General features: G+C 65.9%; 24 protein-coding genes. 11 read left to right on the top strand and 13 right to left on the bottom strand.

What is annotated here, in order from left to right; translation table 11 throughout:
- Positions 1-17: 17 nt before the first annotated feature.
- Positions 18-380, bottom strand: coding sequence for a heme-binding protein (locus BKG60_RS30625; RefSeq protein WP_070945616.1), 363 nt, complete (start codon positions 378-380; stop codon positions 18-20).
- Positions 381-537: 157 nt separating this feature from the next.
- On the opposite strand from BKG60_RS30625, the gene BKG60_RS30620 reads away from it, so the two are divergent.
- Positions 538-789: a hypothetical protein gene (locus BKG60_RS30620; protein WP_070186178.1), complete on the top strand. Its 252-nt coding sequence runs from the start codon at positions 538-540 to the stop codon at positions 787-789.
- Positions 790-866: 77 nt separating this feature from the next.
- On the top strand, positions 867-2024 hold the full coding sequence (locus BKG60_RS30615) for a transporter substrate-binding domain-containing protein (RefSeq protein WP_242663597.1): 1158 nt from the start codon (positions 867-869) through the stop codon (positions 2022-2024).
- On the opposite strand, the gene BKG60_RS30610 is transcribed toward BKG60_RS30615, so the two are convergent.
- The gene (locus BKG60_RS30610) at positions 2021-4102 is read right to left on the bottom strand and encodes an AMP-binding protein (protein WP_075910452.1); all 2082 of its coding nucleotides are present in this window, start codon (positions 4100-4102) and stop codon (positions 2021-2023) included. The two genes, BKG60_RS30615 and BKG60_RS30610, sit on opposite strands and share 4 nt — an antisense overlap.
- 115 nt (positions 4103-4217) lie before the next feature.
- Positions 4218-5093: an SDR family NAD(P)-dependent oxidoreductase gene (locus BKG60_RS30605; RefSeq protein ID WP_242663598.1), complete on the bottom strand. Its 876-nt coding sequence runs from the start codon at positions 5091-5093 to the stop codon at positions 4218-4220.
- 98 nt (positions 5094-5191) lie between these two features.
- Between BKG60_RS30605 and BKG60_RS30600 the strand changes: the two genes are divergently transcribed.
- The 3 genes from BKG60_RS30600 to BKG60_RS30590 all read left to right on the top strand — a co-directional run bounded on the left by BKG60_RS30600 (position 5192) and on the right by BKG60_RS30590 (position 7517).
- Positions 5192-5995 carry a DUF1906 domain-containing protein gene (locus BKG60_RS30600; RefSeq protein WP_070945621.1) on the top strand — a complete coding sequence of 268 codons (804 nt, stop codon included), beginning with the start codon at positions 5192-5194 and terminating at the stop codon, positions 5993-5995.
- 101 nt (positions 5996-6096) lie between these two features.
- Positions 6097-6855 carry an SCO6745 family protein gene (locus BKG60_RS30595; RefSeq protein WP_120765085.1) on the top strand — a complete coding sequence of 253 codons (759 nt, stop codon included), beginning with the start codon at positions 6097-6099 and terminating at the stop codon, positions 6853-6855.
- An 11-nt stretch (positions 6856-6866) separates the two neighbouring features.
- The gene (locus tag BKG60_RS30590; RefSeq protein WP_070945623.1) at positions 6867-7517 is read left to right on the top strand and encodes a maleylpyruvate isomerase family mycothiol-dependent enzyme; all 651 of its coding nucleotides are present in this window, start codon (positions 6867-6869) and stop codon (positions 7515-7517) included.
- Here the strand turns inward: BKG60_RS30590 and BKG60_RS30585 are convergent.
- Together BKG60_RS30585 and BKG60_RS30580 are read right to left on the bottom strand one after the other, a co-directional pair.
- On the bottom strand, positions 7510-8535 hold the full coding sequence (locus tag BKG60_RS30585) for a fused (3R)-hydroxyacyl-ACP dehydratase subunits HadA/HadB (RefSeq protein ID WP_075910451.1): 1026 nt from the start codon (positions 8533-8535) through the stop codon (positions 7510-7512). The genes BKG60_RS30590 and BKG60_RS30585 overlap by 8 nt on opposite strands.
- Positions 8536-8759: 224 nt before the next feature.
- The gene (locus BKG60_RS30580) at positions 8760-9332 is read right to left on the bottom strand and encodes a PadR family transcriptional regulator (protein WP_070186171.1); all 573 of its coding nucleotides are present in this window, start codon (positions 9330-9332) and stop codon (positions 8760-8762) included.
- A 103-nt stretch (positions 9333-9435) separates the two neighbouring features.
- On the opposite strand from BKG60_RS30580, the gene BKG60_RS30575 reads away from it, so the two are divergent.
- Complete coding sequence (locus BKG60_RS30575) at positions 9436-9852, top strand: nuclear transport factor 2 family protein (protein WP_075910450.1); 417 nt, start codon at positions 9436-9438, stop codon at positions 9850-9852.
- Here BKG60_RS30575 and BKG60_RS30570 read toward each other — a convergent pair whose 3' ends face one another.
- Positions 9853-11691, bottom strand: coding sequence for a hypothetical protein (locus BKG60_RS30570; protein ID WP_075910449.1), 1839 nt, complete (start codon positions 11689-11691; stop codon positions 9853-9855).
- 186 nt (positions 11692-11877) lie between these two features.
- Between BKG60_RS30570 and BKG60_RS30565 the strand changes: the two genes are divergently transcribed.
- From BKG60_RS30565 to BKG60_RS30555, 3 genes are all read left to right on the top strand, one after another.
- Positions 11878-12324: a hypothetical protein gene (locus tag BKG60_RS30565; RefSeq protein WP_075910448.1), complete on the top strand. Its 447-nt coding sequence runs from the start codon at positions 11878-11880 to the stop codon at positions 12322-12324.
- A 124-nt stretch (positions 12325-12448) separates the two neighbouring features.
- Positions 12449-12787: an ArsR/SmtB family transcription factor gene (locus BKG60_RS30560; RefSeq protein WP_075910447.1), complete on the top strand. Its 339-nt coding sequence runs from the start codon at positions 12449-12451 to the stop codon at positions 12785-12787.
- A gap of 3 nt (positions 12788-12790) precedes the next feature.
- Positions 12791-13273, top strand: coding sequence for an SRPBCC family protein (locus tag BKG60_RS30555; protein ID WP_070186166.1), 483 nt, complete (start codon positions 12791-12793; stop codon positions 13271-13273).
- An 11-nt stretch (positions 13274-13284) separates the two neighbouring features.
- Here the strand turns inward: BKG60_RS30555 and BKG60_RS30550 are convergent, their stop codons facing one another.
- Genes BKG60_RS30550 through BKG60_RS30530 form a run of 5 tightly spaced genes read right to left on the bottom strand, consistent with a single transcriptional unit; the run spans position 13285 to position 18149 of the window.
- The gene (locus BKG60_RS30550; protein ID WP_075910446.1) at positions 13285-14076 is read right to left on the bottom strand and encodes an MHYT domain-containing protein; all 792 of its coding nucleotides are present in this window, start codon (positions 14074-14076) and stop codon (positions 13285-13287) included.
- Between the two features lie 42 nt (positions 14077-14118).
- Entirely contained in the window at positions 14119-14703 is a 585-nt protein-coding gene (locus tag BKG60_RS30545) for a GTP-binding protein (RefSeq protein WP_075910445.1), read from the bottom strand.
- On the bottom strand, positions 14684-15049 hold the full coding sequence (locus tag BKG60_RS30540; RefSeq protein WP_070945666.1) for a DUF742 domain-containing protein: 366 nt from the start codon (positions 15047-15049) through the stop codon (positions 14684-14686). The genes BKG60_RS30545 and BKG60_RS30540 overlap by 20 nt, the downstream gene beginning before the upstream one ends.
- A gap of 8 nt (positions 15050-15057) precedes the next feature.
- Positions 15058-15513 carry a roadblock/LC7 domain-containing protein gene (locus BKG60_RS30535; RefSeq protein ID WP_234793395.1) on the bottom strand — a complete coding sequence of 152 codons (456 nt, stop codon included), beginning with the start codon at positions 15511-15513 and terminating at the stop codon, positions 15058-15060.
- The gene (locus BKG60_RS30530; protein ID WP_242671661.1) at positions 15510-18149 is read right to left on the bottom strand and encodes an ATP-binding protein; all 2640 of its coding nucleotides are present in this window, start codon (positions 18147-18149) and stop codon (positions 15510-15512) included. Before BKG60_RS30530 ends, BKG60_RS30535 begins: the two co-directional genes overlap by 4 nt.
- Positions 18150-18652: 503 nt before the next feature.
- On the opposite strand from BKG60_RS30530, the gene BKG60_RS30525 reads away from it, so the two are divergent.
- Both BKG60_RS30525 and BKG60_RS30520 read left to right on the top strand, forming a co-directional pair.
- A complete protein-coding gene (locus tag BKG60_RS30525; RefSeq protein ID WP_131823119.1) occupies positions 18653-18910 on the top strand; it encodes a hypothetical protein in 258 nt (85 codons plus the stop codon).
- Between the two features lie 152 nt (positions 18911-19062).
- A complete protein-coding gene (locus BKG60_RS30520; protein ID WP_075910506.1) occupies positions 19063-19827 on the top strand; it encodes a L,D-transpeptidase in 765 nt (254 codons plus the stop codon).
- A 69-nt stretch (positions 19828-19896) separates the two neighbouring features.
- On the opposite strand, the gene BKG60_RS30515 is transcribed toward BKG60_RS30520, so the two are convergent.
- A complete protein-coding gene (locus BKG60_RS30515; protein WP_239253122.1) occupies positions 19897-20331 on the bottom strand; it encodes a hypothetical protein in 435 nt (144 codons plus the stop codon).
- A 287-nt stretch (positions 20332-20618) separates the two neighbouring features.
- Positions 20619-21485 carry a DUF732 domain-containing protein gene (locus BKG60_RS30510; RefSeq protein WP_075910442.1) on the bottom strand — a complete coding sequence of 289 codons (867 nt, stop codon included), beginning with the start codon at positions 21483-21485 and terminating at the stop codon, positions 20619-20621.
- Between the last annotated feature and the right edge of the window lie 117 nt (positions 21486-21602).

Genomic DNA, 21602 nt, shown 5'->3' with positions numbered 1-21602 from the left:
CCGGTGGTGCGAAGGGGTCAGATCACCCCGGATATCTCGGCTTCCACCGGAATGTTGCAGCGATTACGAAGGTCGACGGCCGGCGCTCGGATCGCGTCGAGCTCGGCGCGCACCTGGGGGTTCTTGTTGAGGTAGTCCTTGGTCTGCGCGGCCACGTCGGACTTGCCCTGCCCCTGCAACCCGGTGAAGAACTCGTTGACGTCAGGGTGGGTGAACAGATACCCGCTCATGTTGGTCGAAACGCCGGCCATCACCGCTGTGACGTCAGCGGTGGTGCAGTTGGGCGGTGCGGCCGAGGCGGTGGCCGCTGCTCCGAGCGCTGTCGCCGTCGCTCCCAGTACGGCGGCGGCCCGACAAAGCGAATGCGTAATAGGCGTCACGGGACTCCTCAATCATCGGATTCGGATTACGAGCAGCGTGGTACGTGATTGCCCGCAACCATAACGCGGGTGACGATAAAATACGGGACTTATGGCAGACCAGCGGGTCAAGGGTTGCCGTGACTATGCTTTGGCCAAAAGGAGAGGACTCTCGCAAATGTTACAGCTGCGTAAGATTCTGATCGGGAGTGCTGTGTTGGTCGGTACGGCAGCCGCACTGTTGGGCGCGCCGAGCGCCATGGCGGACCCCTCGCTGTTGCCCCACTGTGAGGTGACGGGGGGAAGTTCGATCGCCGGCGGACAGACCACGGATTGCGCGTCTGAGGGAAACACCCAGATCGACGCCACTCCGGGGGTCTATCCGGGTGAGGAAGAGTTCTACGGCTTCCCGGGTTTCGGCTTCATCTGATCTGGTTCCGGCGGGCCAATCCTGTTGGAACTCACTGATTTCGCGCAACGGTCGGGTGCGGCGGAAGGATGATTGGTGTGCTGATCAGGCGATGCGTCGGGTTGGCAGCGGTCGCGGTGGTGCTATCGTGGCTGGCCGTTGCGCCGGTAGTGGCGGCGAGCGCATCTGCCCAGCCGGTGCCCCCGCCCGAGCCGGATGGCACGGCGCAACCGGTGAGCGTCGCGGTTCATCCGTTGGACCCATTCGTGATGCGGACCAGCAGTGGGGAATTCACCGGGTTCAGTGTCGACCTGTGGGATGAGATCGCCCAACGAGCCGGATGGACCAGTGACTACCTGGTCACCGATGATGTGCGGGGACAGCTGGCGGCGGTCGCCGACGGAAGCGCGGACGTTGCGGTCGGCGGTATCTCGCTGACCTCGGAGCGAGAGCGGGTGTTCGACTTCTCCCAGCCGACCCTGGACGCGGGTCTGCAGATCATCGTTCCGGTTCAGGACACGCGGCCCGCCGTACCCGGGTTGGGTGGTTACCTGGACTTGCTGCTCTCGCGCACCATGCTGGTCTGGCTCAGTGCCGCCGTGGTGATCAGTGTTCTGCCTGCCCACATCTTCTGGCTCGTGGAGCGGCGCAGTGCCCGCCCAGAGGTGTCACGGGCGTACTTTCCCGGCATATTTCAGGCGTTCGGTTGGGGCATCGGTTCTCTGGTGGGGCGCCAGAGCTCTACGGCAACTCAGACGATCACCAAAGTGCTGGCGATTCTGTGGGGCTTTGCCGCCATCGTGTTCGTGTCGTTCTATTCGGCCAGCCTCAGCGCCACGTTGACCGTGGCGAAGTTGGACGCGAAGATCAACGGCCCCGCCGATCTCTACGAGAAGTCCGTGGCCACCGTGGCCGGGACGACGGCAGCGGAGTTCCTCCGCGCCATGGGTATCGAGGCCACGGAGACCTCCACCATCGAAGGGTCCTACCACCTACTGCGCGAAGAAGGCTACGACGCTGTCGTTTTCGATGCGCCGGTGCTGCGTTACTACGTCGCTCACCGTGGCGAAGGAGTCGCTGTCACAGCCGGGCCGGTATTCCAAGACGAGAACCAGGGCTTTGTGCTCAGCACCAACAGCGCGCTACGTAAACCGATCAACCAAGCCCTGTTTCGCATGCGTGAAGACGGCACCTACAACCTGATCAAAGAGAAATGGTTCGGTGACGACGTCGCGACCGCGGCGGGTGCGGGCTAGTCCAGCCAACCCATCTCCATCGGAAACTGGCCTTCGACCAGGTGCCGTTTCAAGACCTTGCCGGTGGCGGTGCGGGGCAGCTGATCCACGAACGTCACATCGCGTGGGATGGAGAAGCGGCTGAGGCGGTTGCGGACGTAGTTCTTGACGGTGTCTTCGTCTATCGAGGTCCCTTCGGTGCGGACGACGAACGCCGCGAGCCGCTGGCCGAACTCTGGATCGGGAACGCCCACCACGGCCACATCCGCAACCTGGGGCAACACGGCGATGGCTTCTTCGACCGGGCGTGGAAAAACGTTCTCACCGCCCGAGATGATCATGTCGTCGTCGCGGCCTGCCACGAACAGGCGGCCACTGCCGTCGATGTAGCCGAGATCTCCGGTGTTCATCAGCTTGTCTTCGACGGCAGGTGATTTGGCATTCGTATAGCCCTCGAACAACATGTCGTTGCCGACGAAGATGCGACCGACGGCGCCGGCCGGCGCGACGCGGCCGGCCTCGTCCAGGATGGCGATGCGGGTGCCCAGCGGTGGCCGGCCAGCGGTGGTGGGGGCGACGCACAGGTCGGCGGGGTCGGCGATCGTCGCCCACGACACTTCGGTGGATCCGTAGAAGTTGTAGAGGACGTCGCCGAAGATTTCCATGAATTTGGTGACGGCGGCGCCCGGAATCGGTGACCCGCTGCTGGCGACCACCTTCAGCGACGATGTGTCGTATTGCCTGACCACCGCGGCGGGCAGTTCGAGGATGCGCTGCAACATCACCGGAACCAGGATCACGACGGTGCAGCGGTGGCGCTCAATGGCTTTGAGACATTCTTCGGCATCGAACCGCTCCATCAGCACCACCGTCGCGAGCAGCGGCGTGCTCACCTGCAGTGCAGCCAGCCCCCAGGTGTGGAACAGCGGCGCGCACAGCAGCATCACCTCGCCGTGCCGCAGCGGCATGCGCGACAACATCGCGGCGATGGCGCCGAAACCGGGTGGCGTGGGCCGTCGGGCACCTTTGGGGGTGCCGGTGGTACCTGAGGTGAGCGCTACCAGTTTGCCGGGTTGTTTCGGTGGCGGTACCGGTGTGGCGCCGGTACCGGTGGAAATCAGATCCTCCATCGAACGCCGTTGCGGTGCGGACGAATTGGGATGTATCGAGATACGCGGGATGTCCGCGGCGACGTAGCGCACCTCGGGTTCGAAGCCGTTGTCGACGAATATGGCGTCGATGCGGTGCCGGTTGACGATCTCTTCGATCGCGCGAGCGGCCAGCCCGGTGTTGAGTAACACCAGGTCAGCGCCCAACTTGCTGGTCGCCACCATGCATTCGACCATCGCGGAGTGGTTGCGGGCCAGGATCGCGAACGTGCTGCTGCTGGTGAAACCGATGACCGCGAGGCCGGCTGCCAATCGGGTGGTGCGGTCGGCCATATCTCCGTAGGTCGAGGTCCCGTAGTTGTCGATCGACGCGGTGGTGCGTGGTGATCGCGCGGCGGCCGCCGCGAGTCCACCGGCCAGGGTGAACCCCCATTTGGCGAGCGAATTGAGTTGGCGAAGGCCGCGATCGGGGCGTGATGCGCGCACCACACCGCTGGTGATCATGGTTTTGAGGACGTTGAGTTGCAGCGATCGCCCGTCGCCCATGTTGACCAGCTGTGAGGTGGGGTTGCCTTCGAGATAGTCCGAGATTCGTTGCAGCCCTTCGCGGATCCAGCCCTCGACGGCGTTGTCGCCGGCTTTTGCGATGTCGGGGTGCAGCGTGCCGATCGCGAAGATCCTCAATGCGATCCGAGCGCTCCGGCCCTCGGGCGTCAGACGAATTGAGGCAAAACAGCGGCCTGTCTGTGTGGCGTCGAGGCGCAACTCCATGCCGGTGAGGCGCACCGTCCGGCGCATCTGGTGGACGACGACGGCACCGCGGGAGGTCGACAGCCGTACCTCGAAGAGCTGAGGGTCGCCGGCGGCCTGTTCGCACGAACCGACGCCGCGGAAGAACCGCGGGTACAGATGTGGTGCTTCCAGGATGGGCCAGATGTCCGGGCATGGGTGATCGAGCGTCGTGTCGACGGCGATCACGTCTCGTGCCACGGTGGTTTCTGCCAGGGGTTGGTAGTTAGCTGTGACTAACCATTGTGGTCCATTCGTCCCCGGTACGTGCCGGTTTTGCCGACGCAGGCGGATGTGGCCGTTCCCCGAGCAACGTTCAGCGCTGAACAGAGCCGAGCGGGTTCAGCTGGCGGGCGGTGGCATCGTCGGCGGCGGTGGACAAGCTGAGGGCTTCCCACCGTTGGTCGGCGGCGAGCAGGTCTCGCCCGGCCGCGGTGGCGTAGCGGTAGGCATCGGGTCCCACCAGCAGGCGGGCCGGCGGCTCGGGCATCTCGACGATTTCGAGCACGAGCGCGGCCACCTTGGCGGGGTCGCTCGCTCCGAGGTTGTCCGGACTGCTCATCGCGGCGGCCGCGCCTACCGTGGCGGCGTACTCGTCGCGCACGGGCGCGATACGCATCGAGGAACCGGCCCAGTCGGTGCGCATGCCGCCGGGTTCCAGCACGGTGACGTTGATCCCCAGCGGCGCGACCTCCTGCGCCAGGACACCGGAGAAGCCGGTGACAGCCCACTTCGAGGATTGATAGGCAGACAGGCCCGGGCGCACCAGCCGTCCGCCCACCGACGAGACCTGGATGATGTGTCCGCTGTGCTGGGCGCGCAGAACCGGCAACGCAGCGCGGGTCAGGCGCACCACGCCGAGGAAGTTGGTGTCGACCTGGGCCAGGAAGTCGTCGAAGTCGACGTCCTCGATGGCGCTCATGTTGGCGTAGCCGGCGTTGTTGACCAGAACGTCGAGCCTGCCGAACCGATCGACGGTCGTATCGACGGCGGCGCGGACGGCGTTGTTGTCGGTGACGTCGAGTTCGACCACGGCGAGGTGATCAGGGTGCGCGCCGGTGAGGTCGTCGAGTGCCGAGGTCGAGCGGACGCCGGCGACTACGCGGTGTCCGGCATCCAGGGCGGCTTCAGTGATCGCCCGGCCAAGACCGCGTGAGGCGCCGGAGACGAGGAAGACATGTGAGGGAGTCATGCCATCCATCAGAGTCCTCGATTCTCATCGAGTCCAACGATTAGATTCAATAGATCCCATCTATCAGGTAGATGAATCGGTCCGGTGGAATCGCGGCCATGCCGAGGGCTACGCTTCGGTCCGTGACGGGAGCCGCTTCACGGCGCGATGTCCTCAGGTACGCGGCGCTATTCGCCCCGGTGCTGGCCGCACCGGGCGCACTGGCCGCGACCATCGGAACCAAGGCGGCATCGGCCGAGGGACTACAACTCGTCGATTTCGCTGACCGGCTGGTCCAGCCGGAGCAGCTCAAGTCCGCGGGTTTCGGTGGGGCACTGGTCTATGTCTCCGAACTGCGGCCCGGGGCCACATTCGATTTCAAGCCCGTCACCCGTGATTACGCGGACCGGCTGCGGGCAGCGGGCCTGCAGGTCGTCAGCTGTTACCAGTTCGGCAAGCCGGGATGGCCGACGCCGTCGGATTTCACCCGCGGCTATGACGGCGGAGTGGCCGATGCCCGGACGGCGCTGCATCTTCATGGTGCCGCCGGCGGCCCGGCATCGGCTCCGATCTTCTTCAGCGTCGATGAGGACATCGATGCGTCAACCTGGAAAAGCCAGGCTGTTCAGTGGTTCAGGGGGATCAACTCGGTACTGGGGGTGGGTCGCACCGGAATCTACGGCGGTCGACGCCAGTGTGGCTGGGCCATCGGCGACGGCGTCGTCGGCGCCTCGACGAGTCGGGGCCATCGGTGGGCCTGGCAGACCAAGGCCTGGTCCCAGGGTGAGCGGGAGCCGGCCGCCGTGCTGTTTCAGCGGGAAGTGGTCACCGCGTCCGATCCGGGTTTCGTGATCGACGGCATCCACGTCGATGTGAATGATGTTCTCGCACCGGATTTCGGCCAGTGGGATCTGGCGAGATGATGCACCCACAGCCCTGGCGGCCACGCACCGGCAGGACCGCCTGAACCCGCGCTGACCCGCTGGATACCCTGGGCGTTGACATGCACCGGCGAGGAGGAACCATGACCAACACCGACATGCTGGGCGCCGTCGCGGACGGCGGAGCGGCGATGGAGCAGGCCGTTGCGATCTTCATGCTGCATCCGGAAAACTTCGCCGCCAGTATTGCTGCCGGCTATGAGAACCCGCTGGCCGGCTATGTGGCCGGCCGCGGCGGCGTGCTGGGCGAGGCCAGTGGCGCGACCGTCGGCTCGGTATTCGCGGTGTTCGAGCCCACCGGGCTCGCGGCGATGTGGGACGAGGGCATTGCGGTGCGCGGTGCTGCCGGTGCCGCACAACAGTATTGGACCCAGGCTGCGGACTTCGGACGCAAGTACCTGGCCGGAGTCCAGGGGCTGGATCGCCTTGCCGCATTGGGGGAGAAGGTGATCGCCGCAACGCCGACCGCCGGATTGCCGTTGTTCGCCGGATGGCGGGAGATGCCATTGGCCGACGACGTTGCCGCCCGGGCCCTGCAGGTGATGTTCGTGCTGCGCGAACTGCGCGCGGGCGTGCACTTCAACGCGCTCACCATCTCCGGGATCACCCCGGTCGAAGCCCACATGCTCAACAAGGGCCATGACTACACCACGATGTTCGGCTGGCCCGAACCGTTCGCCGACGGGGCCGACAAGGCGGATCGCTACGCCGAGATCGAACAGGCGACCAACCGGCGGATGACGGAAGTCTTCACGGCCGCTCTTGATCCGGCCGAGGTCGAGGAAATCGCCCGACTCGGTGCGGAGGCGCTGAGCGCGTTGAAGGCCAACGTCCCCAGCTGACCGGCGCGAGCATGCGGTTGAGGCCGGAGGAACGCGAGCAGGTGTTCGCGGCGGTGGCCGGCGAGCGGAGGTCGATCGCCGATCTGATCGCCGGGCTGGATGCCGACCAGCTGGCCACGCCGAGCCTGTGCGCCGGTTGGGACGTCAAAACCGTTGCGGCACATCTGGTCAGCGATTTCGTCGACGGTTTCTGGGGTTTTCTGGCCAGCGGTGTTCGGCACGGGGGCATCGACCGCGGCATCGACGCACTGGCCCGTCGCCGTGCGCAAGCATCCGCGTCCGAGATCGCCCGCACTCTGCGTGAGCGGGCGGACCATCGACTCAGCCCGCCCGTCACCGGACCGCTGTCGGGGCTCACCGATGTTCTGGTGCACGGTGCCGATATTCGGATTCCCCTTGGGCTACCGCATGATCCGGACCCTCAGTATGTCGCGCGGGTGCTCGATTTCCTCACCAGCCGAACACAAGTCGGGTTCTTTCCGCACCGGCGCCTGCGGGGCATCCAGTTGCACGACGAGGTCACCGGGCGAACTTGGGGTCAGGGAGAGATGGTCACCGGGCCCGGCGATGCCGTGCTGTTGGCGGTGTGCGGGCGGACCGTCGCTCTGGACGGTCTGGCGGGGCCGGGGCTGCCTGTGCTGCGCTCGCGGCTTCTCAGCTGAAGCGGACGTTCATGGTGGCCAGCCCGAAGATCTTCTTGCCGTCGGCCTTCGCGGCGACGATGACGACACCGGTACGGGTCTCGGGGTCCAGCGACTTGACCTTGCCGCTGAACTCGATGTCGGCACCTTCCTTGGCCGACACGATGGCCGGCTGGGACAGCCGCACCGCGTAGCGCGTGACCGCACCGGGATCACCCGTCCATGTCGAGACGAATCCGGCGCCCAGACCCATGGTCAGCATGCCGTGCGCGATGACGTCGGGCAGCCCGGCCAGCTTGGCAATGTCCTCGTCCCAGTGGATCGGGTTGGCGTCACCGGCCACGCCGGCGTAATTCACCAGGTCGCCGCGGGACAGCCGGGTGTGGTGCACCCCGAGTTCGTCGCCGACCTTCACGTCGTCGAAGGACGGCGTGCCTGGCGTGCGGGTGGTGCCGCCGTCGGCGATCCGGATCTCACCTTCGGGACGCACCGTCTTCTGGTACTCGTCGTCGCCGACTCCGAAGATGTCGACGTCGTGCATCATTGCGCGCTGCACGGCGGTCTTGATCTCGGGGTTGAGGTCCTCGGCGGTCACACCGACGACGGTGGTGTGCAGGGTGTGCACCCGCTCGCCTGCGGTGTCGGTGAAGGTGTTGGTGACGGTGATCATGTCGCGCCCGGCGATCCGGCGCACCGAGGTCAGTTCGACGTCGACGTGCAGCTCGTCTCCGGCCACGATGGGGCGGTGCTGCTCGAAGACTTCTTCGGTCTGCAGGTAGGTGTCGTAGCCGACGACGATCGATTCGAACATGCGCCGGTTGCACGCCATGGCCGGGGTCGAGGTGAAGGTCAGCGGCGCGACCAGGCCCGAATAGCCCAGCTTCGCGGCGGCGTCGACGTCCCAGTGTGCGGGGTGGTAGTCCTGCACGGCACGCGCGTATTCGCGCACCTTCTCGCGGCCGACCAGGTAGAGGCTGTCGGCCTCGTAGTAGTGGCCGACACGGGCTTCGAGCGCCGATGCTTCTGGTGCTGCGGTCATGAATTTGCTCAACTTTTCTATCGGCCTGTTCGCTGAAGCCGACCAAAGCACACTAACGTCTGGCCGGAGCTACGCGTGCAACCGGCAGCGTTCGACGGGAGTCCACTGCCCGAATATCTGCACGCAGGCCGATAGGGTTCGGCCAGATTCAGCCGTCCATTCGCTGTGCTGGCGTGGGGTACCGGTGTTCAGCGCCTGGGTCACCGAGCCACAGGACACCGTGGTCAACGAGGCCGGCCCGCCGCGGCCAGTCGCTGTTCGATGATCGCCAGCGCCCGGCCGGCCCAGTCGGCATTCTCTTCCTCGAACCGGATTCCGCGCAGCAAGGTCAGATACGGGCCGATGCGCTCGGCCTCGGCCAGGTATGCGGCTTCGGTGCGCCCGGCCAGTAGGTGCTCCTGCGTGCGCCGATAGCGCGCGAGCTTGGCGGTTGCCCACTGCAGGCGCTCGGCCAGCGCGTCGCGGACTGCCGCGATGTTGCCGGAATCCACGGCCTGGACCTGTACCAACAGGTCTTCTCGGATCGCCCCCGGTTTTGGCGGTGTCGCGGTGAATTCGAGCAGTGCCTGCCGGCCCGCTTCGGTCAGTGAGTAGAGGCGCTTGTTCGGTCGCCGGTCCTGTTCGACGAGCCGAGCCTCGATCAGTCCGTCGGCGGCCATGCGGTCGAGTTCGCGGTACAGCTGCTGGGGTGTGGCCATCCAGAAGTTGGCGACCGACGCGTCGAATCCCTTCGCCAGGTCATAGCCGGATGCTTCCCCGTCCAGGAGTGCGGCCAGGACTGCGTCGCGTAACGCCATGAGCCGATGCTAGCAGCGAAGTGATTAATCAAAATGTTGACTAGGTCATCGCGTCGCGCATAGCATCGCCGCTAGCCGATGAATCGAGTGAGGAAGGTGTCGCATGCACCCGTTCCGCGAGGCAGTGGAGGCCCGTGACGAGGCCGCGATCGAAGCACTGCTGGCCGACAATGTCGTGTTCACCAGCCCGGTCGCCTTCAAGCCGTATCCGGGCAAGCCGATCACCGCGGCGATCCTGCGCGGAGTCATGCGGGTGTTCAAGGACTTTCGCTACATCCGCGAGATCGCCGATGCCGAGGGTCGCGACCATGCGCTGGTCTTCGAGGCCACGGTAGACGGCAAGAAGATCACCGGGTGCGACTTCCTGCACCACGATGACGACGGCAAGATCGATGAGTTCATGGTGATGATCCGGCCGCTGTCCGGCGCGACCGCGCTGGCCGAGGCCATGGCCGCGCAATTCGATCAGATCAAACAGGAAGCCGCGGAAGAGATTCAGCGGCAAGCCGCTACTGCTTGATCATGGCCTGATCAACGTCCCCGCGTCCGACGCCGCCTTCTGCAGTTCCGGAATGGTCATATCGGCATAGTCGGCGTTGACCGGACCCGATGCGTTTCCCAGCCACGGCACTACGCCGGGATCCGGGTTGACGCCCAGGTGGTAGGCCTGGATGCCGGGCAGGTGGTACTGCAGGAAGTTGACCGCGATGTCCACGACGAAGATTGCGGCGCCGATCGGCCCGGTGCTCAGCAGTGCCGCCGAGTTCATCAGCGGGTAGGCGGCTTCGGGATTACCGATCATCACGATCGACCCGTAGTGCGGCTTGGTTCCTCCGCCCGGCACGTACTCCGGCACGAACGGCTGGAGGCCGGGCAGGTCGGTGGAGAAATAGGCCGCGGTGTCGCCATAGGTCAGGATGTTGACGAAACCCGAGTCTGCGCCGTTGCCGGGCACCGTGCTGTTGAGGCCGGGGCTCTCAAATCCGATGCCGCCCACGCCCGTTTGTTGGGCGACATATGACGCTTCCCAGCCACCGAGTGAATGTCCGGTGACGAAGATGTCCTCCCTGCGGTAGCCCTGCTCGATGGCCGCAGTCTCGACCTCCTGCTGGAAGGCCACGGCGTCGGTGAATGCCTGCGGGGTGGTGTCGGTGAAGATCACCTGGGTGTCGGTTACCACCTGGGAAACCAGGATCAGTGGATTGTGGAGCAGATTCGTCCCCCCGGTGGTGCCCTGATAGGCGATGATGATCTGCCCCTCGGGCGTCACCCAGGCCTTGCCTGACATGCCGGTCAGCACATTGGTGGATTCCATCTGTTTGCCGTCGACGACGAACGGTTTCAGGTCGCCAGGGGTGCTGCCCCACGTGTACGCGGCGGTCGCGGCGTTGAGGAATTGCGACACCGTCGGGGTCTTGCCGGTGGTCGGGCCGTTGTAGGTCATGGCCGGCGGAACCGGTTGCACGTCAGGCGTTTTTGTGAGTCCCAGCTTGCCTTCGATCTCGCGGAACGCCGCGAATACCGCGTCGTTGATCGGCGCGAAGTTGATCGGGCTCGTCGGGCCGTTGGCCGAAACGGTGATGTCGAGAACCTGCAACACCGTGTTGACGATGCGGCCGGGCAGCTCGGCGATCTTGGCGATCGGCGACAACGGCTGTGGGGGCTCCGGCGTCGTCTTGGTGGTGGTGACCGCCGCGACCTTGGCGGTGGCCGGGACGGTGTTCGGGGCCGTTTCCGGGGCGGTCTGGTGGACCGCGACGAGCTGCGGAAGCGCGGGCGTGCTCGCCGGTGGCTCGATCTTGCGCGTCGGCGCCGCTATGGCCGAACGGATCTCATCGGTTTCGGTTTCGGGCGCCGCGGACGGGGCAACCGCTACCAGTCTCTTCGCTGTGTTCCGGTGCGAGAAGTCGGACTTGGCCGGCTTGGTGTCGCGGAGCTTTTCGCGCACGGCCTGCGCAATTGATTCCTGCTGCGGCGCTGCCGAATTCGGCAGCGTGGTGGGGGAATCGTCACCGTCGTCCGCGGCGGTGTCGGGAGCTGTCTTGCCGGCTTTGCCGGCGGTGTCGGACGCGCTGGTCTTCGTCGGTGGTGAAGGCCGCTTCGGTCCTGTTCCACGCCGGTCAGCCGGCTTCTTGGGTCCGCGGCTGGTTCCCGCACTCGAGCGATTCGATGTCTGCCCCGATGAGGCCGACGACGTCGATGAACCAGACGACGTCGACGAACCGGTGGCGCCGGGATCCGCCCACGCCACCGGGTGCGCACTGGCGCCGGCGATGCCGATACCGATGGCGACGACCGACAGCGCGTACCGCAGCGGCAGACGTCTGGCGTTCTCCGGGCAACGTGAACTGTGCGCCATTACCGATGTCCCCCTTGACATTCCCCGACGCTGTGAGCACCCGACGGCGTTGGGGACACCGCCCGCGGCGAACACATGCCGGGTCAATATATGACATCGGCTGATGTCGTTCAGGCGTTTTGCTCAGCCCGGTGAATGCTGCGAATTTCCGGTCCGGACTCACCTCAACCCGTCGTAGGGTCGGGTATGCGTTTGCTCAAGGGTCTGGCCGCGGTAATTGTCGGCGTCGCGCTGGTCGCCGGGTGCAGTACGACCACGGGAACGCCCGTGGCGCAAACCACCAGCGCCGCGGCGTCCTCGCGGGATGCGTCCGAACCGACTCGCACGACAACCGAGTCGCCCACGGCGGCGGAGCCGACCGGCGCGCCGGTCGGGACGGCGGTGATGAGGGTTACCGGCGGCACCGCCCCCGTGACGATTCGCTACCGGATCAACGGCGGCGAGGAGCAGACCGAGTCGAGTGTGATGCTGCCCTGGGAGAAGCAGTACTCGGTCTACGAGAAGCTGGAGTCCGAAGTGGCCGCCGACGGCGGAAGTGAACCACTCGGCTGCTCGATCATCATGGACGGCGACAAACTGGTCTCGTTCAAGACCGAGGTCAAGCCGGTGTGCAGCTTCTCCTATTGGGGTTGAGGCCGTTGGCGATCCGATGCATCTGGTCGGTATGCCGCTGCGCATCGAGCAACGCGTCGGCTCAGCCATGCAGGCCGCGACCACCCCTTGACAACATACAACCGATCGGTTGTATGTTGGATCTGTGACCGAGAGTGACGAGGACCGGGCGGACGCCCTGTTTCACGCGCTCGCCGATCGGACCAGGCGGGACATCATGCGCCGGGTGTTGGCGGGCGAGCACTCGGTTTCAGTGCTCGCGGCGAAGTACGACATGAGCTTCGCGGCAGTGCAGAAGCATGTCGCCGTGCTGGAGAAGGCCGGGCTAATCACCAAGCGACGCAATGGTCGTGAGCAGCTGGCCAGCGGTGACATGGAGGCGGTGCGGTCGGTGGCGTCCATGTTGACTGAGCTGGAACAGGTTTGGCGTGGCCGCATCGCACGCATCGATGAACTGATCGCAACAGATCCCAAGGAGGACTGAACCATGCCCGTGACCGACGTTCAACACGATCTCGACAACCTCACGCTGACCATCACCGCTGACTTTGCCGCGCCGGTGCAGCGCATCTGGCAGGTGTATGCCGACCCGCGTCAGCTGGAGAAGGTGTGGGGCCCGCCGACATTCCCGGCGACGGTGGTCGACCACAGCCTGGCCCCGGGCGGACGCATGACGTACTTCATGACCGGCCCGGAGGGCGAGAAGTACGCCGGGTACTGGGATGTCACGGCGGTCGACGAGCCGACGAGCTTCGCATTCGATGACGGTTTCGCCGACGAGGATTTCAACCCGAACCCGGATATGCCGGTGTCCAAGAACGTCTACACCTTCACCGAGCACAACGGCGGCACCCGCGCGGTCTACGTGAGCACCTACGAGTCCGCCGAAGCGCTTCAGCAGGTGCTGGACATGGGTGTGGTCGAGGGCGCCTCGTCGGCGATCAATCAGATCGACGCGCTGATCGCCTAGCGGTGCGAGGGCTAGCGGTGCCGGCCGACCGGCGCCGCCACGGGGCGTGACTCGGCTTCGTCCTGCTCGGAGCTGCGATCGGGATCAGGCGCCAGCATCACGGCAGTGATCGGGACGCCGAGCGCGAGCAGGCCGATCACGAAGACCGGGAACAGGAACGAGAACACCTCGGGCCCACTGGGAACCGGCATCGTGTGATCGACGTTCACCCGCACCGCGGCCATACCGGTGTAATGCATGCCGGTGACGGCCACGCCCATCACCAGGCCGGCCACGAACCGCAGGCCGCGCGATTCGAGGACCAGGGTGAACCACAACGCCGCAGTAGCCGCGACCACGGCGATCACGAACGAGAGGACGACCAGGGTGGTGTCGTAGGTCATCGTGCCCTGCATCTGGACGGCCCACATGCCGGTGTAGTGCATGACCGCGACCGCCAGCCCGGTGATCACGCCGCCGGCCAGCAGCCGACGCAGCTCGAACTCGCGGCCGATGGTGATCAGCCCGACGAAGACCGCGACGATCGCGATGACCGCCGACGCGATCGTCCAGCCGAGGTGATACCGGACCGTACTGTTCGGGATCGTGAAGCCGAGCATCGCGATGAAGTGCATGAGCCAGATACCAACCCCGCCAATGGCGACCGAGGCCATGACCAGCCAACGGAGCCGATCGCGTCCGTTGGTTGCCCTGGCACCGCACCGGGTGCAGGCCAGGCCGACGACCGAGCCGGTGACCGAGACAACGTACGCCAGGAACAGCAGCCAGAGGCCCATGTCGAAGTGATGTACTTGGTGGTTCATGACAGGTTTCCTCGAGACTGTGAGACTGACGGGCGGTTGGATCTAGAAAGCGGAGGACGGAAGTCGTTCCAGCGCGAACGACGTGATGGCGATCAAGGCATTCTTGGCGGAATCGCGTTGCCGTGCATCGACGGTGATGATGGGCACGTTCGGGGACACCGAGAGTGCCTCACGCAGCTCCTCGATGTTGTAGCGCGGGGAGTCGTCGAACTCGTTGACAGCGATCAGGAAGGGCAGGCTGCGGGCCTCGAAGAAGTCGACGGCCGCGAAGCTGTCTTCGAGCCTGCGGGTGTCGACGAGCACCACGGCGCCGATCGCGCCATGGACCAGGTCGTCCCACATGAACCAGAACCGCCGTTGCCCGGGTGTCCCGAACAGGTACAGCACCAGGTCGTCGGCGATCGTGATGCGGCCGAAATCCATGGCGACCGTGGTGGTCTCCTTGCCGGGGATCGCCTCGAGGTCGTCGTGGCCCTGCGAGGCGTTCGTGACGAGGGCCTCGGTGCGCAGCGGCACGATCTCCGACACGGCGCCGACGAACGTGGTCTTGCCGACACCGAAGCCGCCGGCAATCACGATCTTCGTCGAAGACACCGTGGGGCCGGAGTCAGAGTGCGCGTAAGCCACTGAGGGTCCTTTCGATCAGTAGGCGCCGTTCTGCAACGGTCGAGCGGTCGGTCAGGGTGGCGTGAACACGAAGGTGACCGCTGTCCACCAGATCGCTCACCAGCACCCGGGTCACGCCGATGGGTAGGCCGGCATATGCCGAGATCTCAGCGATCGACGGACGGTTGTCGCACAACCGGACGATGACGGCCGGGATGTCGCCGGGCGCGCAGTCGAGCTCACCGGCCGGCAGCAGGGCCTCCACCGGAGCCTCGATCGGCACCTCGACCCGCGCGCGGGTTCGTCCGCCGGTCAGGGTGTACGGGCGCGCGCGACTGGCGGCCCGCTTCTGCTCGGGTCTGTCCATGCTCAGGGTCATCGAGCCCCATGCGTGCCGCGCGGCGTCGCCTCGACGGTCTTGCCCACCCGGTCGACCAGCAACGCCATTTCGTAGCCGACCTGCCCGATATCGCATGAGATCGAGGCCAGGGTGGCCAGATACGAGCCGTTGCCGACACCCATCAACAACAGGAACCCGTCGTCCATCTCGACGATCGACTGACGGACGTTGCCGGCCTCGAACAACCGCGCGGCGCCCGTCGACAAACTTGCCAAACCTGAGGTGACCGCGGCCAGTTGCTCGGCACGATCGGACGGAAGGTGAGAGTTCGAGGCCATCAGCAGACCATCGGCCGACACCAGGATCGCGTGGGATACACCCGGTACGTCGCGGACGAAGTTGGACACGAACCAGTCGAGGGTGCCGGAGGTCCCGGACGGTGTTGCAGCAGACCCCGCGGACCGTTCATGTGGTTGCGTGCCGGTGTTCATCGATCTCCTTCGATTCGGCTGTGTGCTGCATCGGTTTCGGCTCGGCCCCTGCGTACGCCGGCCAACTGTCGGCTCAGGATGTCGCGGATGGCTGCGGGGTCGTTGGGCCCTTCGGCCCTGGCCTGCGATCCCGATCTTGCCTCATCCGGAACCAGGCGCGCTCCGCGTTCGCGAATCGGCAGCCCAGACGCGGTGTGCCGCTTGGGTTCCTGCTCGACGGCCTTCGCCGCGGCCGTCCAGCCGGCGTCGGCGGCGCTGGCCCACACGCGGTTTCGGTATTCCGGAGTGGTCGGATCCATCAGCCATTCCGAGGTCATCCGCTCGAAGATCGGTGCGCTCTCCAAACTGTCCGCCTCGGTCGGCCATTGCTCGGATTCGGTGGGTCGGGCGGGTTCCGATGCCGGCGGCTTGGGGTTGCCAGAATGGGAATTGCCCGAGGTGAAGTAGGAGAGCGGATTTCCGCGCTGTGGACGCTCGGGTTCTTCAGGAGCTGCGGCCGGTGTCGGGGCGGTCAGCCCGTTCGGCGGTGCCGGGATGCCGGTTACACCGCTGGCGCCGGGCGAGCGTTTCGGCAGTCCGCTGGCAGTCGACCGGGCCGGGGCGTCCGGCCCACGTTCGGGCCGCTCCGACGCGGTGTGCGAGCCGTTGGTCGCGGCGAGTGCGGCGGTTCCGGCGGTGGTGTCCGCGGCCCGCCCGTTGGAGGCGGACCGTTGCGATGATTCGGTGAACGAGCCGTTGCGCAGATCGTCCAGCGTTTCGCCCACACCGAGGGGCGTGACCAGGGTGCCCGGCAGGTGCACGCTGGCGGTGACGCCGGGTCGCTCGGTCAACGCCGAGGTGGTCCGCAGCCGCACCGTGGCCTCGTGACGTCGGGCCAATCGGCCGACCACGAATAGGCCCATTCGCTTCGCGGTTTCGGAGGTCACCTCGCCACCGAGCGCCAGGCGCTCGTTCGCGGCGGTCAGGTCGTCCTTGGACATGCCCAGGCCACGGTCGGCCACCTCGACGAGCAGGCCGGCGTCGACGGCACGCCCCACCGTCACCATGACCGGTGAGTCCGGTGGCGAATAGCGCAGGGCATTGTCGAGCAGCTCGGCGATCAGGTGGCCGATATCGCCCGCGGCCGAGCCGGCGATCGAGACATCGGCCATGTGCCCGACCTGCACGCGGCGATACTCTTCGACCTCGGACATCGCGGCGCGCAGCATGTCGGGCAGCGCGACGGGGGCCAATGCGCGGTGGCGTTCCACCGTGTCGGCCAGCACCAGCAGGTTGTCGCCGTTGCGGCGCATGCGCGTCGCAAGGTGGTCGAGGCGGAAGAGGTGGTCGAGTCGGGCCGGGTCTTCCTCGTCTAGCTCGAGGGTCTCGATCAGAGCCAGCTGCTCCTCGACCAGTGACCGGCTTCGGCGGGACAGGGTTTCGAACATGTCGCCGATCTGCAGGCGGACACCGTGCTCACCGGCCAGCCGGACCGCTTGCGAGTGGATGTCGTCGATCGCGCGCGCGAGCTGACCCACCTCTTCGTTGGTCCGGAACGGCAGCGCCTGGATCTCGGGCATCCCGCCGCCCTTGCTCAGGCGTTCGATCTCCTCGGGCAGCTCTACCTGCGCGACCTGCAGGGCTCCCTGGCGGAGCCGGCCGATGGACCGGATCAGTGAGCGGCCGACCGCGAGGGCGAAGACGAGGGCGGCCAGAACCGCACCGAGGATGATCGCGGTGTCACGCAGGGCGTCCGACCGCAACACATTGGCTCGGTGGTGCAGCGTGCCGTCGAGGTCGGCGGACAGGCGCTGTGTCATTGCGCGGTATTGGTCCACGCTGGCTCGCATGGCCTCGGTGAACGCGGGCGCGTGCACGCTGTCGCTGGACGGTTGCGTGTAGGTGTCGCGACGGATGTCGGAATCCTTGGACAACGCCGCGGCCTCGTCCGTGCCGGTCAGTCTGGCGAGGCGGTCGATGGCCGCCGCCTCTGCGCCTGCCGCGTCGGCCACCTCGGTACGCAGCTCGTCGGAATCGGCGAAATCGGGGGCGGCGATCGACACCCGCTGTGTCGTCAGCGCGCGTTGTGCCTCGAGGGTGTCCACGAGCTGGTCGGCAATTGGTCGTACGACGCGGTCATCGACCGTTGCCGTGGTCGTCGCGATCGCGGAGATTACTCCGGACGCCACGTCGGACGCTCGATCGGCGATCACCCGCTGCGGCAGAGGTCCTGCTTGGAGGTCGTCGCGCATCGTCTTGGCCGTCGAGGATGCCGTGGTGAGCCGTGCAGCGGCGGTCGCGTCGAACTCGGCGGATGTGATCAGGTTGTCGAGGGTCTTCGAGGCCTCGTCGAACTGTGCGAGTGGTTCCGCGAGCGGTGCGCCGGTCGCGGCGGCGTAGGCCAACCCGTCGAGCCGGTCGACCAGCTCCACAGCGGGCACCACGATCACCGCGTTGTCGGAGGCGAGGTTCAAGCGCGAGGCGGCCGACAACTCGCTGTAGATGCGGACAGCGCCGAAGGTGGCCGCCAGCAGGATCGGCAGCACCAAGGTCGCCGCGACTTTCCACCGCAGCGGCCAGCTCTCGATCGATGCGCGGGACGCCGGAGTCATGGTCGGACGCGCATGTTCTCCGACGCTCGGATCATGTGCATCCACAGCCGTACCACCCTTCACCGAGCTAATTGACGTTCCAGCAGGGGGCTCGGCCACGGGACAGGCTAAATGATAGGTAACGATTCCGCATCGACGGGGCTAACGGCGGCGCGTTCGCTGGCGTGCGCTCTTACTTTATGCGTGCTTCCCACGTGCGGGTTTCTTGCGAATGTAAGAAGATGCTGCGATTCTGGCCGCGCCATCAGGCGGGTTCTCCGCTTGGCCCCGGCGCGGGGGCCGAACTTCGGTAGCTGGCAGCGAAAGCGGCGATGATCTTGATCATTCGATCAGTTCGGCAGGTTCGCCCAAACAGCAAACATCGCCGCGAAAAATGTCAAATCCGTGAGTGTGAAATGCGTCTCTGTCGCGGTTCTTTCGGTGTGTAAAAGGTCATTAAGAGGGATCCTTAATGTGTCCACGGCCAACTCGATGCATTACCTCAGCTTGGCCGAGCACGCTTGGCACTGAACAGAAGTGCCGTGAAGCTCCACCGGAGGTCAGTGAAAATGGCGACAAAAGCTGCCGGTTCGACGGTCATCGAGCTGGCGACGCATCCGCTCTGGTGTTCGTCGCAGCGCTATTCGCGCGAGCTGGCCGCGGCCAAGCGCAGGCATCCCTCGTCCTACCGGGCCGAGTCTGACGACGACGCGCGCGATGCGGAATCTCAGCGCCCGCTGCAGTCAGGTCCGCGCACCAACGCTCTGGCGACTCCGCTGTCCTGCGCGCGGGTCCTCAAGTTGCTCGACGCCGTGGCTGAACCGTGATGAACGCTTGACCGAATTGTCTACGTGTGACTACACATTCGGACAGCTGCGGGCCCATACCATGATTATGTTCAAGATCATGGGGGCATCGCAGAGGGATCCAATTGAAGCGCGCGGTTTTTCAGGGTGTTCTCGTACTGGTCGTGATTGTCATGACCTACTTCTCCGGCGGTGCCGATAGCGTCGACACGGCGGCGGTGAGCTTGCCGTTGACGTCGACCATCGAATCGGTCGCGCCGGCCCAAGGCGCCGTGGTCGGTGTGGGCCATCCCGTGGTGGTGACGTTCAAGAAGCCGATCACCAACCGGCCCTCTGTCGAACGCGCCCTCGGGCTGAAGTCGACGCCCGCGCGCACGGGAACCTATGAGTGGCTCGACACCAAGGTCGTGTCGTGGACCCCGGCACAGTTCTGGCCGGCGCACAGCACGGTGATGCTGTCGGTCGGCGGGCTGCGCACGGAATTCCAAACCGGCCCAGCTATTATCGGCGTTGCCGACATCTCCGATCACACCTTCACCGTGACCATCGACGGACTCGGTGAAGACCCACCGATCGCGCTGCCGGCGCCTCACCACCTGCCGCATGCCGGCGAACCGGGCGTACTGCTGGCCTCCCTGGGGCGTCCCGAATACCCGACCCCGGTCGGCACGTACACGGTTCTCGGGAAAGACCGCACGGTACGGATGGATTCGAGCAGTGTCGGCATTCCTGTCGACGCCCCTGACGGTTATCTGCTCGATGTGGACTACGCGGTGCGCTTCACCTACCGTGGCCTGTTCGTGCACTCGGCGCCGTGGGCGGTCCCGTCGATGGGGCTGGACAACACCAGCCACGGTTGCGTCAGCCTTGTCCCGGCTGCCGCCGAGTGGTACTTCAACACGGTCAACATCGGCGATCCGGTCATCGTGCAGGAATAGTCGAGGGAACGAAAAGGCGCCCGGCTCGTGAGCCGGGCGCCTTTGTGGCGTCAAGTGGTGGGATTCGGGTCAGTTGCTCGCCGCATCTGCGGGACCGGGCAGTGTGGGCGTCCCGGCCACCGGGCCGCCTCCGGGTGAAACGGTCGGCACACCCTTTCCCGTCCCTGCCGCGGTCGCCACCGGAGCGGCCGCGGGGGCGGGCGCCGCCGCGGGAACGATGGGCGCGGCCGCCGGCACGACCGGCACAGGGGGCGCCAGGGGTACCGGCGGCGGCGCCAGGGGTACCGGAGGGGCAGCCACCGGAGGAGGCGCAAGTGGCACCGGCGGCACGGCTGCGGGCGCCGCAGCGGGAACCACCCCTGCGGCTTCGACGGCGGGAGCCGCACACGGAACGCCGGGCGCCGCACCGGCGGCCGCATCGACGCACTTGTACCCGCCTGTCTTGAGTTGCAGCGCTGCCGCGGCGTGCGGGCTCAGCGCCAGCGCAGCCACCGCTGCGGTCATGCACAATCCAGTGCTGACAACCGTTTTGACCGTAAAGTGAGCAAAGGTGGCCATCCCCGATCAGCTCCCTTGATTCGTGTGGAAAATTACATCGATGAAAATTGTGCCGAGCGCAACCGTAGAACCGTCGGGAATCGGTGTCCATACAGGTATTCAGATGGATGCGGGGTTGTCATGGGAGCGATTCGGAGTCGTGACCGCATCGTTTCCAACCGGGGGCGGGCGCCGTGATATCGATGCGCGGCAGCACCGCACCGTTGAGCGGCAAACTGTGATTCTCGCAAACATCACTGGCCGAGCTGCATCCGAATCCCCTTGGCCACAAGCTGTTCGAAGCTGTAACTGAACTCGCCGCGACGCCCGACGGACAACACGTAGCGATCCTCGCCTTCGGTCAACGGCACGCTGAACGTGAAGACGCAGCTGGCTGCGCTGCCCTTACCGGTCCCGAGTGTGGTGGTGGCCAGCACGTCGCCCCTGCCGTTCTTGACGATGACGATGGTGCCGGGGTTGACGTCGGAGTATCCGTTTGCGCCTTGGCATGTCGTTCCGTCGGACATTATCCCCTCCAGTCCGGCGTTGTCTGAAAGCGCGAAAGTACCTGTCACCGTGGTCTTCTCCAGTACACGGAAGCCCTTCGAGAAATTCGGGCAGAACGTGTCGACGGCAATCTTGTCGGCCGGCAGCCCCTGCTGCGCCCCGCCGTCTTCCAGCTGACGACACACGCGGTGGGCGTGGGCGACGGCGTTGGCCTCGGAATTGAACTGATCGCTGAGTCCGGCGTCCCTCAGAGCGGCAAGGTATCCGGGTTCCGGTGGGGGCGGTGTCCTACGGCCCGCCACCAACAGGACCCACACCACCGCGGCGGTCAGCACGATGATGGCGGCCGCCGCGGTGGTCCCCAGCCAGGTGGACCGGACGCCCGAGGTCTTCAACTCGAGGTAATCGGGCAGCAGCCGTCCCCCGGCGGGATCGGCCGAAACCTTCCTGCCGTCACGTACCCGGTTTGTCGGACGACCGGTGACGAAGTAGCGGCCTTCATGGCGTGCGGTGGGGTCCGGCCGCCATCCGGTCGGTGTGGACGAGTGGATCTGCCCGCAGCGGCTGCAGGTGTCGGTTTCGTCGAGCGGGGATCCGCAGTACGGACAGGCCATCACTACCCGTTATATGCCGGTCAGGCCGTCTGCACAGCAACCCGTGCAGATTGCCCGCTGAGCAGTTGCACCAACCCCGCCGATGCGCCGCCACGGATCCGACGTATACCCTGCTGG

It is taken from the genome of Mycobacterium syngnathidarum, assembly GCF_001942625.1.
Taxonomy (GTDB): domain Bacteria; phylum Actinomycetota; class Actinomycetes; order Mycobacteriales; family Mycobacteriaceae; genus Mycobacterium; species Mycobacterium syngnathidarum.
This window is presented reverse-complemented; position numbering and strand designations above follow the sequence as displayed.